Annotated in this window: 6 protein-coding genes; 5 read left to right on the top strand and 1 reads right to left on the bottom strand. The window is 66.4% G+C overall.

Going from position 1 to position 16,205, the window contains the following annotated elements; all coding sequences use genetic code 11:
- The first annotated feature begins 13 nt into the window (after positions 1-13).
- The 5 genes from addB to QZY01_RS06860 all read left to right on the top strand — a co-directional run bounded on the left by addB (position 14) and on the right by QZY01_RS06860 (position 15,293).
- A complete protein-coding gene (addB, locus tag QZY01_RS06880; RefSeq protein WP_294535044.1) occupies positions 14-3,109 on the top strand; it encodes a double-strand break repair protein AddB in 3,096 nt (1,031 codons plus the stop codon).
- Entirely contained in the window at positions 3,106-6,579 is a 3,474-nt protein-coding gene (gene addA / locus QZY01_RS06875) for a double-strand break repair helicase AddA (RefSeq protein WP_294535042.1), read from the top strand. The genes addB and addA overlap by 4 nt, the downstream gene beginning before the upstream one ends.
- 589 nt (positions 6,580-7,168) lie before the next feature.
- Positions 7,169-10,045 carry a S8 family serine peptidase gene (locus tag QZY01_RS06870; RefSeq protein WP_294535039.1) on the top strand — a complete coding sequence of 959 codons (2,877 nt, stop codon included), beginning with the start codon at positions 7,169-7,171 and terminating at the stop codon, positions 10,043-10,045.
- Positions 10,042-12,078: a serine protease gene (locus QZY01_RS06865; protein ID WP_294535036.1), complete on the top strand. Its 2,037-nt coding sequence runs from the start codon at positions 10,042-10,044 to the stop codon at positions 12,076-12,078. Before QZY01_RS06870 ends, QZY01_RS06865 begins: the two co-directional genes overlap by 4 nt.
- Positions 12,075-15,293 carry a hypothetical protein gene (locus tag QZY01_RS06860; RefSeq protein ID WP_294535034.1) on the top strand — a complete coding sequence of 1,073 codons (3,219 nt, stop codon included), beginning with the start codon at positions 12,075-12,077 and terminating at the stop codon, positions 15,291-15,293. The genes QZY01_RS06865 and QZY01_RS06860 overlap by 4 nt, the downstream gene beginning before the upstream one ends.
- A 234-nt stretch (positions 15,294-15,527) precedes the next feature.
- Here QZY01_RS06860 and QZY01_RS06855 read toward each other — a convergent pair whose 3' ends face one another.
- Positions 15,528-16,121 carry a transposase gene (locus tag QZY01_RS06855; RefSeq protein ID WP_294535031.1) on the bottom strand — a complete coding sequence of 198 codons (594 nt, stop codon included), beginning with the start codon at positions 16,119-16,121 and terminating at the stop codon, positions 15,528-15,530.
- Positions 16,122-16,205: the final 84 nt, after the last annotated feature.

Genomic DNA, 16,205 nt, shown 5'->3' with positions numbered 1-16,205 from the left:
CGAGGAATTGCCCGTGACGCCGCGTGTTTTCACCATTGCTCCGGGCGCGCCCTTTCTGGCGACTTTCGCTGAGGCATTTCTCGATGGAAACATCGTTCCCGGTCTCGACCGGGCTTCCGGCCCGCTGGCGCTGGCCCGGGCAAAAATCTATGTGCCGACGCGGCGCGCCGGCCGGGCGCTGGCGGCGGAACTGGCGCGCTGCGCCGGAGCCCCGGCCATGCTGCTGCCCAACATCCTGGCCCTTGGCGCGCTCGACGGCGAGAGCGGGGAGGCCGGTTTCGACAATCCGCTCGACCCCGATTTTCCGCGCGCCGTGGGAGACATGGAGCGCCGGATGATTTTGGGCGAACTGATTCTGAAATGGGGGCGCAGCCTCCGGCAAGCCATCGTCTCCATCGACGCAAATGGGGAGGCGCGCTACGCCGAGGAAAGCCTGCTTGTTGCCACGCATCCCGCCGACGCCTGGAACCTGTCCGGCGAACTGGCGGCGCTGATCGACGAAATGATCGTCGAGAATGTCGCCTGGCGCGGGCTGGAGGCGCTCGGCGGCGATTTCGACGATTACTGGCGCATCACCTTGCGCTTTCTCGACATCGCCATCGCCAGCTGGCCGCAAATCCAGAGCGAGCGCGGCTTTGTCGATCCGGCGGCGCGCCAGCAGGCGCTGATCGCCCGGGCCATCGAGGCGGTCGGGCGCGATTCCACGCCGGTCGTCGCCATCGGTTCGACCGGTTCGAACATCGTCACCGCGCGGCTGCTCGCCGCCATCGCCCATGCGCAAAACGGCGCCGTGGTGCTGCCCGGTCTCGACCAGACTCTCGACGACCCATCCTTCGCTGCGATCCGGGACGCCAAGGAGCCCTGCGCCACCCATCCGCAGGCTTTTCTCGCGCGCCTGATCGAAACCATCGGCGTCGCGCGCGAAAATGTCGTGGCGCTTGGCGAAAGGGCGCCCCGGCTGGCGGCGCGCGAAATATTCCTCTGCGAGGCTTTCCGGCCCGCCGACAGCACCGACCTCTGGCCGCTCTGGCGGGCCAGAAATGACGCAAGGGAAGTGTCGGCGGCCCTGGCCGAGGTCGCCCTGATCGAGGCCGACGGCGAGCGCGAGGAGGCGCTGGCGATCGCGATTGCGCTACGCGAGGCGCTGGAGACGCCGGGCCGCACAGCGGCGCTGGTGACGCCGGATCGGGGGCTGGGGGAGCGCGTGCGCGCGGAATTGTTGCGCTGGAACGTCGAGATCGACGATTCCGGCGGCTCGCCGCTCGGCGCTTCGCGCGCCGGCGTGCTGGCGCGGCTGGCGCTCGCCGCGCTGTGCGGCGGCGCCGACGACTGGGCGCCTTTGCTCGCCCATCCCGATTTTTCGCTCGGGTTCGGGCCGCGGGCGCAAAGGCTTTGCGCCCTGTTCGAAATCGGGGTGCTGCGCTCCGGCTTTCAGGCGCCGCCTTTCGCCGATTGCGTCGCGCCCGCCCGCGCTGCGGCGGCCGACCGCCACGCCCATCCGCGCCAAAGGGAAATTTCCGACGCCGACTGGTCGGCGCTGGAAGATTTCGCGCGGAGCCTTGACATGGCTTTCGCGTCGCTTCGGGTTCTGGCGCAAGCCGGCGAGACGGACCTCAAACCCTGGCTCGACGCCCATCGAAAGACGCTGGGCCTGATCGTCGCCGGCGACGAGCAGGCCTTTCCCGGCGGCGCCGACGGCGAGGCTTTGGCTGCGATGTTCGAGGAGCTGGCCGCCGCCGCCAATCAGGCTTTCACCTTTCACGGCGAAAGCTATGCGGTGTTTTTCGACGCGCTGATCGGCGAGCGCATCCTGCGCGGCCCGGCGCGCGCCCATCCGCGTCTGAAAATTCTCGGCCTGCTCGAAGCGCGCCTGATCGGCGCCGACCTGATGGTGCTGGCGGGACTGGACGAGACCGTCTGGCCGCCACGCGGCGAGACCGATTCCTTCCTCAACCGGCAATTTCGCGCGGCGCTCGGCCTGTCTTCGCCCGACCGGCGCATCGGCCAGACGGCGCATGATTTCGCGCAGGCGTTCGGCGCTCCCGAAGTGATTCTGACCCGCGCGAAAAAGCGCGGCGGATCGCCGACGACGTCCTCGCGCTTTCTGCTGCGCATCGAGGCTCTGGCCGGCCCCGAGATCTTCTCCGGGCTTCGGGAGCGTGGCGCGCGCTGGCTCGATCTGGCGCAAGAAATCGACGCCGCGCCGGCGGAAAAACCTTTGGCCCGTCCCGAGCCCCGGCCGCCGCTCGAATTGCGTCCGCAAAGGCTTTCGGTGACGCGCATCGAAATGCTGCGCCGCGACCCCTATGCGATCTATGCCGAACATATCCTGAAATTGAAGCCCATGCCCGGGCTCGACGCCAATCCGGGACCGCGCGAAATCGGTGAAGCCATTCATGAAGTGCTGGAAGAATTCGTGCGCGCGCATGAGAGCGGCGTCTTGCCGGAGCGCGCCCGCGAAATTCTCCTCGTCGCCGCAAGGGAAAAGCTTGCGGAATTCGAAAGCGACGCGGAGTTCCTGAGCTTTCGCTGGCCGCGTCTGGTGCGCGGGCTCGAGGCCTATCTGGCCTTCGAGGCCAGGCGGCGTCCGTACATCGAAAGAATCGTCGTCGAGATTGGCGGCAATTTGTCGCTGCTGCTCGCCGACGGCTCGACATTCTCGCTCACCGCCGAAGCCGATCGCATCGAATTGCTGAACAACGGCGGCGCGGTCATCGTCGATTACAAGACCGGCAAGCCGCCCTCCAACAAGGAGGTGCGCGCCGGCTGGGCGCCGCAATTGACGCTGGAGGCGGCGATGATGGAGCGCGGGGCCTTTCGCGGCCTTGGCCCACGCAAGGTCGAGACGGCCTTTTACCTGCCGCTCGGCGGCGACAAGACCAGACCGCAAAATCTCGACGAACCGAAAAAGGGGACCTTCGCCGATCTGATCGCCGGGCATTTCGCCCAGCTGATCGGCCTGCTGAACGACTTCCGCATTTTGAGCAAGGGCTATCCGGCGCGGCCCTACCCGCAATTTGCCGCGCGCTACAATGATTTCGATCATCTGGCGCGCACCCGCGAATGGTCGGCTTCGGGCGCGGACGCGACCGGCGGAGACGAGGGATGAAAGCGCCGAAAATTCCGTCATCGACGCTGGCGCTTCAAGCCATGGCTTCCGATCCCGATCTGTCTGCCTGGGTCTCGGCCAATGCCGGCTCGGGCAAGACCCATGTGCTGGCGCAAAGGGTGGTGCGCCTGCTGCTGGCGGATTTCGCGCCGGGGCGAATCTTGTGCCTGACTTTCACCAAGGCGGCGGCGGCCAATATGGCCGAGCGGGTGTTCAAGACTCTGGGCGAATGGACGTCGCTCGATGACGAAAGGCTGGCGAGCGCCATCGAGGCGACCGGCGCCAGACGGCCCGATGAAAAAAGCCAGCTCGATTCTGCGCGCAAACTTTTCGCTCGCGCCGTCGAGACGCCGGGCGGTTTAAAGATCCAGACGTTGCACGCCTTCTGCGAAAGCGTGCTGCACGCCGCGCCTTTCGAGGCCAATGTCGCGGCGGGATTTTCGATCGTCGAGGAGGTCGAACAGGCGCAATTGATCGCCCGCGCCAGGCAGGACGTGCTGGCGCGGGCGCGCCATGACGGGAAAATGGCGGCGGCGCTGGAGCGGATCGCCGAGGACGCCGGACTGGTCTTCGCAAAGCTGCTCGAAGAGGCATTGCGCCAAAGGCCGATGTTTCGCGCCGCCGCTTCATCGGACGCTGACAGGGCACTGAGACTGACGCTGGGGCTTGGCCCCGACGACACGCCCGAAACGGTCCTGCGCGACACGCTCGAAGGCGGTCTGGCGCCGGCGCGCTGGCCCGATCTGGCCAGCGTGCTGGTCGGCGGAACCAGCACGGACGCCAAGAAGGCCGTGCTGTTTTCGCAAGCCTATGCGGACTGGCTCGGCAAGAATTTCGACGAGGCGCTCGATAAAATCACCGCCATCTTTTTCACCCAGCAAGGCGAGCCGGCGAAAACGCTTCTCAACAAGAAGCTGGCCGAGTCTCACCCCGGGTTGCTGCGCGAACTCGAGGACGAACAGGTCCGGCTGATCCGGATGCGCGAAAAGATGAAGGCGGCGGAAACGGCGGAGCGCACGCTGAGCCTGAGCCTGATCGTCAACGCCATTCTCGATCGTTACGAGAGGCTCAAGGCCGAGCGGCAATATCTCGACTTCGACGATCTCATCGCCTTCACCCAGCGCCTGCTCGACCGTTCCTCGGCGCAATGGGTGTTAAAGAAACTCGACGCCGGCATCGATCACATATTGGTCGATGAAGCGCAGGACACCAGCGCCGCGCAATGGAAAATCCTCACCCGCATCTGCGAGGATTTTTTCGCGGGCGCCGGGCAGAGCCGGGCCAATCGCAGCTTTTTCGCGGTGGGCGACGAGAAACAGTCGATCTTTTCCTTCCAGGGCGCGGCGCCGGATCTTTTCGCGCGGATGAAAGGGGATTTCCAGCGCCGCGCGACGCACGCCGGCAAGCGTTTCGAGCCGGTCGAACTGACCCTGTCGTTCCGCTCGGCGCCCGGCGTGCTGGCGGCGGTGGACAAGGTATTCTCCTATCCTGAAAATTATCGCGGCCTGTCGGCGCAGGCCGATCATGTCAACACCGTCCATGAGGCGCTCAAGCGCGATGCGCCGTCGCGCGTCGAAATCTGGGACGTGCTCGCGCGGGCGGAGCAGGAGGAGCCGCGCGACTGGAAACTGCCGCTCGATTATTCCGACGAGGCCGACCCTCCCGTGGCGAGCGCGCGGAGAATCGCTGAAACCATCCGCCGCTGGCTCGAACCCGGCTCCGGCGAGACCGTGCTGGCGGAGGGCAAGCGCCGCCCGGTCCGTCCCGGCGACATCATGATTCTGGTGCGCCGGCGCGATGCGTTTTTCGAGGCGATGATCCGGGCGCTCAAGGAAAAAAACGTCCCCGTCGCCGGCGCCGATCGTCTGAAACTTGCCGAACATATCGCGGTGATGGATCTTGTCGCCATCGGCCGCGCGGCTTTGATGCCGGCCGACGATCTCAATCTGGCGACCGTGTTGAAAACCCCTTTGTTTGGCTTCGACGACGACGATCTCATCGCCATCGCGCCAAGGCGCGCCGGCTCGCTGCACGAGGCGATGCTGGCGTCCGGCGATCTCAAGGTTCAGGCGGCCTGCGCCAGGCTCGATCTGTTGCGCGACATGGGCCGCGCCTTGCCGCCTTTCGCCTTTTTTGCGCGCCTGCTCGGCCCGCGCGGCGGCAGGCGGGCCTTTCTCGCCCGGCTGGGGCCGGAGGCCGGCGACGCGCTCGACGAATTCCTCAACCTCGCTTTGGCGCATGAGCGCGAACGCGCGCCTTCGCTCGGGGCTTTTCTCGCCGAGGTCGAAGCGCTCGACGTCTCGATCAAGCGCGATATGGACCTGTCGGAGCGTTACGTGCGGGTGATGACCGTCCATGCCGCCAAGGGGCTCGAAGCCAAGATCGTTTTTCTGCCCGACACCTGCGCCGCGCCGGGCGGCCATCATGACGGCAAGCTTTTTGCCGCGACGGCCCTGGACGGCCGGATTTTTCCGCTGTGGTCGCCCAACCGGGCGAGCGATTGCGCGGTCGTCGCGCGGGCGCGGGAGGGGCGACGCGAGGCGGCGGCGCAGGAATATCGCCGCCTGCTCTATGTCGCCATGACGCGCGCCGAGGAACGGCTCTATATCGCGGGACATCGCGGCAAGAAGGAGCTTTCGCCGGAAAGCTGGCGGGCGATGATCGCGACGGCGCTGGCCAATGAGAGTTTTGTCGCGCCGGCGCCTTGGGGCGGCGACGACAAGGTGTTGCGCTTTGGGCCGGAATTCCTGCCCCAACCGCCCGATCCCGCCGTGGCGCCCGCGCCGGCCGGCGCGCCGCCCGCGCCGCCCTCCTGGCTTTTCGCGCCCGCGCCGGCGGAAGTTTCCGCCGCCCCCCCCTTGCGTCCCTCCGGCGCGCTCGATGGCGCGGAGGAGGATTTTGCCGAGGGCGGCGCCATGGCGGCGACCCGTCTGCGGGCGCTCGAAGAGGGGCGGCAATTGCACCGCCTGTTCCAGTTCGTTCCGGCGTTGGCGCCGGCTTTGCGCCGCGATGCGGTTTTGCGCGATCTGGCGGCGCAAAAAATCGAGCCGGACCGGGCGGCGCTTTTGGCAACCCAGGTCTTTCGCGTGCTCGACGATCCGCGCCTCGCGCCTTTGTTTGGCGAAAACGCCGTCGCCGAGGCGCGCATCGCGGCGCGGTTGCAAAAGCCCGGCGGCGGCTTTGTCGAGATCGCCGGCGCCATCGACCGGCTGGCCGAACAGGGCGACGCGGTCTGGCTCGCCGATTTCAAGACCGGCGCGGCCCAATCCACGCCGCCGGCCCAATCCGCGGCCCATGTCGCGCAAATGGCGCTCTATCGCGCCGCCGCAGCGCTGCTTTATCCGGGCCGCAACATCCGCTGCTTTCTGGTCTACACTTCCGGACCGCGCGTCGAGGAAATCGACGCCGTCAAACTCGACGCGGCGCTGGTCGAAGCTCTGGCGAAAGCCCCGGCGCGGAATATGGCTTGATTTTGTAAATCAGCCGCAACGTTGCGTGTCGATGACGCCTGTGGTGAATGACCATAGGTAATTCAGATCTTTTTAGTAAAATTGAATTGATTGCCTAGGTGAGCCGACCGCCGTCGAAATCAGTTGTGACTTTCTTGCGCGCGACGGCTGGAAACGAGAAGGGCAGAATCGTATTTTCGATCATGGCGGGCGTGGCTGGCGTGAAACGCGTGAAGGGTTGGCTTAGGCGCCCGAATCCTACGCGGTATCATGGCCTTAAGCTATGTCCGCCACCCCAAAAATCACACGCTGTGAATCATCCCGGTTAGCCGGCCGTACTTGCGCCGGCAGGATCACGCTAGCTTCGCCTGCGCAACAGAAAAGCCAATTATCGATCTATCCAGTTTCCATAAGCCCGTTCTCGGATATTTGAGGCGCCACCAAATCCGGCCAATTTGATTCGCTATCGACAGTATCCGCCTTGCCGCTTGTCAGGAGCGTCATATTGGGCCATCATTATATCTAGTTCGGGTGGAGACATTCAGTAAATCTCCGGCTTTTTCTTTCGTTGAGACGCCCTTAATTTATTGATTTATTGAGGAGTGGCTGGATGACGGGTTCGGACTCCCTGGAGCTTGGCGGCCTGATAGACAGCACACTGGATCCGCGCGCGGACGGGGCGCAATCCAGGACGCCGCCCGCGCGCTTTCTCGTCGTTTCCAACGAAGGCGGCCTCGAAGCCGCGCGCGAGGCGCTGAGGCGGCGCTTGCCCAACGAGCCCTTCGCACTGACAGCGCTCCCGCAAGGAATCGGCGTGCTGGAATTCTCCGGGCGCGCCTTCTCGCTTGCGCGCGCCTATCAGCGACCCGACCAGGCGCATGAACTGGGCCGCGCTTTGGCCAAGGCGACGGGAGCGCGTTTCGTCGAACCCGATCTGCCGCGCGTCGCCGCGCCGGATCAGACGCCGCGCGAGCCGGGCCAGGAAAATCTCGAAGGCCTCGACAATTTTCCGCTGGGGTGCTGGAGTCCGGCGGAGCCGGCGCTTCCGCCGCGCTGGGCGCTCGAAGGCATGAATCTTTTCGCCGCCTGGGCGCGTTCCGAGGCGCTCGGGCGGCCGGCGCGCGGCGAAGGAATCATCATCGCGCAACCGGACACGGGGATAACCAAACATCCGGAACTCGCGGGCGTCGATGTCGTCGCCGCTTTCAACACTTTGGGCGACGGCCCGGCGAACGACGCCACCGATCCTCTGCAATCCGGTTTCGCGCTCAATCCCGGACATGGGACCGGAACGGCGAGCGTCGTCGTCAGCCGCGGAACCGGCCCGGGCGACCCGTTTATCGGCAGCGCGCCGAAAGCGCGTCACCTGCCGATCCGCGCCATTCGCAGCGTCTGGCTGCACGAGGAAATTCCCATCGCGGCGGCGATCGACAAGGCGGTTGAGAACGGCGCGCAGGTGATCACCATGTCGCTTGGCGGTCCGCCTTTGCCGTTTTCGCCCCTGAGAGAGGCGATCGAACGCGCGGTCAAGCGTCATGTGATCGTCATGGCGGCGGCTGGCAATTGCGTCGGCCTCGTCGTATTCCCGGCGCGCCTCGAAGCGTGCATCGCGGTCGCCGGCGTCAATGCGCAGGACCAGAAATGGCCTGGCTCCTCGTCGGGACCCGAGGTCGAATTCGCCGCGCCGGCGCAGAACGTCTATCGCGCGACGATTGAGAAGGACGGCGTCGGCCAGGGCCAGGGCACGAGTTTCGCCGTCGCGCTCGCCGCAGGCGCGGCGGCCTGCTGGATCGCGCATCATGGCCGCGAAAGGCTGATCGATGAGGCCGAGGCCCGGGGCGAGACGCTTCAGACCATGTTTCGCCGCATAGCGCGCGCCAGCGCCAGACGACCGGCGGGTTGGGACGGCGTCAATATGGGCGGCGGCGTGATCGACGCACTGGCTCTGATCGAGGCGCCTTTCGATCTTGGCCGCGGCGTCGAGGCGCCCGTCGCGGCGACGCCGCGTACGCCGGCCGAGGAGATGCGCGTTTTCGTCGCGGAAGCGATCGGCGCCGATCCGGGGATGGCCGACGACGCCCTGCTCGCCCATGGCGGCGAACTTGCCGCGGCGCTGCTGGCGCGCCGTCTCGACCCGACGGCGCCCGTCACGCTTTCGAAAGAGCTGGAAGCGACGCTTACGCCGACGGTCCGCGCGGCGCTCGATGCGCCTCCGATCGTCAGACCCGGCGCCGCGCCTTTTCCCGCCGCGCCGGCCATCCCGCGTCCGAGGGCGGAACAGGACACATCCCTCGTTGCGCGCATCGACGCGGTGAAGCGCGCGCTCAGCATGGGCAAGGCGTTGTCGTCCGGCGCGCGGGCGGAGCGCGCGGCGCTGGAGTCGACGGGCGAGGATCTGCCGAGCGCGGACGAATTCGAAAAGTCGGTCGAGCGGCTATTCAAGGACATGCCGGAGAGCGAAATCGCCGACCGCGCGGATTTTGAGCGGGCGCTCGACATTGTGCGCGAGCATGGCGCCGCCGGCCTGCGCAAGGTCATCGATCCGGCTGCGGTCCTGTCCGGCGACGATGTCGCGGCGATGGAGGCCGTGATCAAGGCCGACGGGTCGCGGCCGAGCTTCATGATCAAGGAAAACTGGATCGACGAAGCGAACCCGCTGATCCGCGGATGGCGCAACGACCTTGTCGGGGGCCGCGACGGACTGAAGGCCGTGGCCGCGCTGGTGGGTCGGATTCAGCCGAGCGGCGGGCACGCCAATCGTTACTGCGGGACGGGAACGCTGGTTGACGCTCAGGGCCCCTGGGTGCTGACCAATTTCCACGTGCTCGCGATGGCGCGCCGGAGTTACCCCGTCCTCGCCGTAGACAAGCCGGGCGGAGCCGCCATCGAGAGCGGACTCGAAATCGATTTCCTCGGAGAAACAGGCCGGGCGGACTTCAGTCGCTTCAAGATTGTCGAGGCCGTGTACCCGACGCGCGCCGGGCCAGGGTTTGGCTTCATCGACGCGGTGCTGCTGAAGCTCGGCGACTCGGTCGACGGGAAGCCTTTGCCCACCGGGGGGCCCGCCGCGCCCTACACGCGCGCCAAACTGTCGGCAGCGGCGGAATATGTAACCGGTGAAAAACCCACGCTGGCGACAATCGGCTTCCCTGGTCCGCCGGCGCGCAGCGAAGGCGTTTCGGACAAGATCGACTGGGGCTTCGTTGCGTCCCAGCTGTTTGGCGGGAGCTTCGGCGTGAAGCGGCTGGCGCCGGGCGCCTACTCCCGGGCGCTCGGCTCGGACGTCCGGGATACGCTCAAGAACACGATCGGCCACGACGCCACGACGCTGAAGGGCGCTTCCGGATCGTTGCTCTTCGCGTTCAAGGACGCGGATACGCCAGGATTCGGGCTGCATTTCACGGGTTATGACAGCGACAGCAATTTCGCGCTTTCGTTTCCGGCGCTGAAAGACGCCCTGCCGGGATTCGGTGGCCTGTTCTCATGAATGACGCTTCGACGATCGATGCCGGAATGGCGGCGGCGATGCGGGACGACGCAAGGATTCTCGCCGAGTGGACGCGGCTCGATCTGTCGATCTTTCGGGCGATTTACAGGATGCTGCAAAGGCGTTTCGCAGGGATGCCCGCAGTCGAAGTGGCCTTGCTCGACCATCCCTCCGATCCGCGCGGCGAGCCTTTCGCCTCGATGCTGGCGCTCTGCGTCGCCGCGCGGAAATCGAGTCTGCTTGGAGAATTGTGCGTCGCGGTCGCCAATGCCGAGGTCGATGATTATCAACGCGACAAGTCCGAAGCCGACGCGATCGTCGAGCGCATCGGCGGCGGCGGAACGCCGCATACGGTGCTCAACTCGGCAAGGGGCCTCGCGAATCCGCGCATCCTGGGCAAGCTCTCCGAGATCTTCAAGGCGACAGCGCGCGTCCGGCGCGCGGCGGGCGGTGATCTCGGGACGGCCTTCCTCGTCGGAAAGGACGAGGCGCTCACCTGCGCCCATGTCGCGCTGGAGAAGCGCGAGACCGACGCGCGCGTCGAATATGGTCCAAGACTGGCGGGCGACCTTCAGCTGGTTTTTCCAGAAACGGAGGGCGGCGAACAGATTGCGTCGGTCAAGAACCTCCTCGCCTCCTCGCCACCCTATTTCAGCAATCAGGACCATCTGATTTCGACCTATGACGCGCAAGACGAGCCGCAGAAGCATCTCGACTTCGCATTGCTGAAACTCGATCGGACCATTTATGGCGCAAAGCCCGTGCCCATCGACGGCGTCCAGAACCCGAGCAAGGGTCCGCTCTCTTTCGTGATCGGTTATCGCGGCGGCAGCGATCCGGCGATGGACGCGGACTCGCTGATGCAGGTCATCCCGGGGGGGTCTCGCGTCATCCATTCCATGAACGCCGTACCGGGCATGAGCGGGAGTTGCTGCTCCGGCGAGGGCGCTCTTCCCATCGGCCTGCATGAAGGCTCCATCCCCTGGGCGGGCGCCCCCGGCGGGCAGGCCAATCGCGCCATTCTTCTGTGCGCGATCAAGAACGTCATCGCGGCGCAGGCCGCCCTGGCGGCGGCGAAGGCGGCGCCGCGGCTTCTCCTTCAGAAGGCGTCGCTGGTGCAGCGCCTGGGACGGCGAGGCCAGCAGCTTTGCGGCGAGGCCCTCGGGTCGGCCTGGAGCCGCGCCTTTGAGAAAATTGTCGGCGCCCCCCCCGATGCGGCGACCGTTCCGTTCACACGCCACCCGATTCTGGGCGCGAAAGACATCGCGCGGCGCAATCTCAACAAATGGTTCGAAACGGCGACCGCGTCGGATGGATCTCTGGCGGAAAGGATCATGTCCGTCGAAGGTCCGCCGGGCTGCGGCAAGAGCTTCTCCATCAATCTGCTCGAGGCCGCGCTCGCGAGCCCCGAGCGCGATCTCCTCAGACTGGAGGGCATGTCGCCGGACAAGAGCCTGCTTGACATGGCCAGGGCGCTTGCAGCGCAGTTGCGGGCCGAAGACGCAACGCGCACGCGCGACGGCCAGATTCGCTACGATACGGTCGAGGATATCGTCGCCGCGCTCGCGCGCTGGGGCCAGCGGGACCGCGCGCACGATCGTCAGGCGCATCCGCTCTTCGTAGCCATTGACGCAGGCGAGAACGCCGACGCCTTCGTCCATGATGACGAGGGCTGGCTGCATTTGACGCTGGCGCTGGCGAAAGCACCCTGGTCGCGCCTGCTCATTTGCGGTTTGTCGCGCGACAGCCGGGTCAGGCTCGAAGATGCTCTGGAGGCCGATCCCGACACCAGGGGCGGGATCATCGACCTGACGACGCTTGGTCATCTGACGGGGCGCGATGTCGCCGATTTTCTGCGGACGAACGGTCGGCTCGACGGCGCCGCGTTCAGCGCCGAGGAGGTCGCGGCGGCCGAGCAGGCGTTCGACAGCCCTGCGATGCTGCATGCCGCCGCGCCAAACATTGCGACGGCTGAAGCCGCGCTCCTTGTCATCGGGATGCTGGTCCCCGACCTAGCGGAGGCGGTGGGATGATCGCCTACCTCAACATTTTGAAAAGCATCGCCGACGGGCGGTTCGAGGCGAGCGCGGGCTCTTTGGCGGAAACGTCGCCGGCTGCGGCGACGGCCGAGCATTTGCGCCTTGCCATGGCCGTCCGCGGCTGGACCGATCCGCACAGCCTCGCGCCACAGGTGAGCGAGGAGACGCTGGAGGCGCTCGCCCCCGACGTTGAAACCAATATCGTCCATCCCGGAAAATGGCGGCTCCGCGACGCGGTGCGGCGACGGACGCTTCAAGCGGCGTCGCCGGCGGAACTCGAAGCGGCGCTGGAACCTTCGCCGGGCAATGACGACGACCCCCTGCGCAAGGCGCTCAAAGCGCGCCGCGATCCATCGGCCGACGCCATCGATCGCCTGGACGAAGACGGTCTGTCGGCGCTGCTGGCGTCGCTGGCCTGGGCGCCCGACTTCGAGGGCTACGGCGATCCGCAACTTTTGCGCGAACGCGTCGCCGCGCTGCTCGCCCGACGCCGCCGGGACGCCGACATCGCCCGCATCACGGCCGCGCCCTTTTTCGGGCGCGAAGGCGAACTCGATCAACTCGTCGAATTCGCCACGGCGCCGGCGGCGGTTCTGGAGGCGGGGAATAGTCTCCCCGTCAGGCGTTACATCTATGTTTGGGGCGTCGGCGGCGCCGGAAAATCGACGCTTTTCGCTCACCTGGAGAGGCGCTTCCAAGGTCTGCCGGCGCCGCCGCTGCTCGTTCATATCGACTGCGATCAGCCGGGATTCGATCCCGCCGATCCGGTCGCGCTGGTAACCACGCTGTTCCGCCAGATGAGCCTCGTCGTGTCGCCGGAAGAGGCGAAGACGTTGCGCGAAAGGTCCCGCCAACTCGCTGGCGCCGCGCAGGACGCCATCGTCAGTCTTGGCGAGCGCATCGGCGCGCATCGCGGGCAGGCGGCGAAGCTCGCGGCCCGGCGATCCTTGACGCTCGAGGCCGCGCCTTCCTTCGAGAGCCTCGAAAGCGTCGCGACGGAAACGCAAAGCGTCCTGCAATCGGTGGTATTCGACGCGTTGCGTCGCGTCTGCGCATCCGGGCGGCCGCTCGTGCTGCTGATCGACACGGCGGAGTTGATCTTCGCGCGCGGTTCCGAGGATGTCTCCGTGCTCCGCGATTGGTTCGAAACCATCGGCGGGTCGATGGGCGTCGCGGATTTGCGCGTCATTCTCGCCGGACGCACGCCCGCCGCCGCGCTTGGCCCTCAGACGCTGGCGACGTCCCTGTCTGATTTTTGGAGCGTCTCGCCGCCGATCGAACTGGCGGACCTCGACGAAAGGAATGCGGTCGCCATGCTGCAGGCCCTGGGCGTCGACGATCCGAAGATCGCCGCGATGACCGCGCAGGTTCTGCCCCGATCGCCTCTCGTGCTGCGTATCGCCGCCGGGGTCTGGGAGAATGACGCCGAGCGCCCCGGTTTCGTCGATGCGATTTCGCGCGGAAAAGTCGATGGCGCCGTCGCCGCGCGGTACCTGACCGAACGCGTCGTGCGGCATCTCTCCTCGGTCGCCGCGCGGCCCTATGTGCTCGCGGCCTGCGTCCCGCCCTTCGTCACGAGGGACATCCTCGACGCGGTGGTGGCGCCCGTGGTCGACGACGCGCCCGGTCCCGTTTCCGCCGAAGCTGTCTATTCGGGCCTCGCGGCGGCGGGCTGGCTGACCAGAATCGACCTGTCGACCGACCAGATCTCCTTCCATCCCGAAGTGCGCCGGCTGATCCTGTCGATGATGCGGGCGAACCCGGAACAGGCCGCGCTCATCGAAAAGGTTCGCCGCGCCGGACTCGCTTATCACAACGGCAAGTCGAATGACGCCGACCGAACGCTCGCCTCCTATTACGCGGAAATGATCGGGGAAAAGCTGCCGCGTGGCGACGGGAGGACGCTTTCCGCCTCGACGCTGGGCGCGGCGCTGGAAGACCTGTCCGAAGCGGCGCGCGCGCGTCTCTTCAATACGGAAGCGAGCCCGGAGGGCGTCGAGGGTTTCGAGAGCGACGCGCAGTGGCGCCTCCGGCTCGAAGGCGACGGCAAGACCGAAGGAGAAGGCGGCCGGCTCGTCAGGCGCGCGCGCGCGGCGGAGGCGTTGGCGCTCTACCGGCGCCGGCCGACGCGGCCGGACGGGTTGCCGCCGACCTTTGTCATTCAGGCGCTCGCCGATGACGCGCAATGGGATGCTGAAGACGTCGACATCGCGGCGGCGATCGACGCGCTCGCGATCGAATTCGCCGAGGGGGATCGCGCGGCGCGCCAGATCATCCACGGGCGCCTCTACTGGCTGACGCGGCTTGCGCTGCTCGCCAGACCCGGACCCCTGTCCGAGCCGCACCGGCGCCTGTTGCAGGAGGCCGTCGCCGGGATCAATGTAAATGGCCCTTTGCTGCTCCTGCCTTCGATCCTGGCGGTTGCGGAAGCCTTCTCGCCCGAGCGCGGCCCGATCACGCCGCCGGCATGGCTGGAGGCGCGCGGGGTCATTGAAACGCAGGTGCGCGCCTATCTGACGCATCGCTTGTTGTTTGGCTTCAAGGGAACTTTCCGTCCCAATGTCGAGGCGCTGTTCGTGGCGCAGCCTGATTGGCCGGCGCGTTTCAACAAGCTCCTGGAAGCGGAGGGCGGCTTCAACCAGCGGCTTCTCTTGCTGCCGTTCGAGCGGGTCGAAGATCTTGCCAGCTTCAACAAGCGGCTGAGCGAACTGCGGGACGAACGCGTCGAAATCGGCCCCAGGGCGGATCCCGCTGAAACAATCCTGTTGTTGCGCGGAGAGACGACGGAGTTCCATCGGCCGCTGAGAGCGGCGATCAAGCGATGGCTGGAAGCCGAGCCGTCGAGCCGGACCGAACTGGTTGCGATCGCGCGCGAGACCCTGCTCGGCATGGCGTTCAGAACGCGCGAGTTTGGCGAGGAGTTCGAAGCGCGCATGGAGCGCGACCTGTTCGGAGCATGGACAATTCTCGTTCCGTTCGCCGACCGCGCGCGACGCCTGCCAAGGATGTTCCGATTGCTGAGCCAAGTCGACGCGCCGACCGAAGCGCGCGGAATGGTCGTTCGCGTGGCGCGCGCCTTCCTGGCATGGGACGCCGCGCTCTGCGCTGGCGCGACGTCGGACTGGAGCGCCGAGGCGCAGGGGGGAGCGCCGGTTCGGGACGAAGGCATTCAGCCACGTTATCGCGAATTAGGCGAGGAAGGGGCCTAAACTCATTGTTCGTGATCGGTCGCCTGATGTCGATATCCCAAGAACGCCTTTCTCGAACTCCGACAGGTAACGCCGCAGCTTTGGCCGTTCATGGCGGGCCGTAATCGTAAAGGCGCGGGCGTCCGTTGCGCCTTTTTCGCCCGGGAATTCGGATCGATTGTCTGGGAGGGGGCTTCGGTGTCTCCGGTGGGGTTTGGGTCGGGTTGCCGCGCTTGCGCGCTTCGCGACGATGCGTCAAACAGGAGCAGCGCGGGCGATGTTGCCGGCGGCCAGGCGCCATTCGTTGGCGTCGGGGCATGCGGCGGGAAGCGCGAATTTGATCCGCCGCGCGCTCACTTTCGCCAGCGCGCCGATCTTGAACAACTTTAGCCGGATCGTGCCTGCGGTGGCGTCGGTGAATTGCTTGTGCCTGAGGCCGATGCGGGGCACGGCGCAGACGAAAGAGGCGGCAACAGATAGGCTCCACCCAACCTTAACCGCGCCACACTCCGCCTCCACGCCGGGCGGGCGGTCACGATCGTTTGCGAAAGGCTGCAATCCGCTTTTCGGAGCCTCAAGGTTTTTGGGTGCTGTATTGGTTTTTTCGTCGCGCCCGGCCGCTGGCCGGGCCAGATCGCCGGCAGGCGCCGGCTCCGACGTCGGCCTGATCGTTGTTCCGCAAGCCCGCGCCGGGGCTGGTCGCGAGTTGACCCATTCGATAGGCAAAGCTAGAAATTTCGAGAGAAAATCAATTCCCTGAGCAGGGCGAAGCGCCGCCCCCGCCAGGGTCGCGCCGAAAGAATAAGCGAAGATGAAATTCACGATCCCGGTGTTTCGCGCGGCGACCATCCTTGTCGCGCTGGCCTTGGCTTCGGCGGCGCCTGCGGCCGAAACCCGCCTGCTCAACGTGTCCTACGATCCGACCCGCGAGCT

The organism is uncultured Rhodoblastus sp. (genome assembly GCF_903903185.1).
In the GTDB taxonomy this organism is placed as follows: domain Bacteria; phylum Pseudomonadota; class Alphaproteobacteria; order Rhizobiales; family Beijerinckiaceae; genus Rhodoblastus.
The sequence above is the reverse complement of the archived record's forward strand: the minus strand, read 5'-3'. Positions and strand labels throughout refer to the sequence as shown.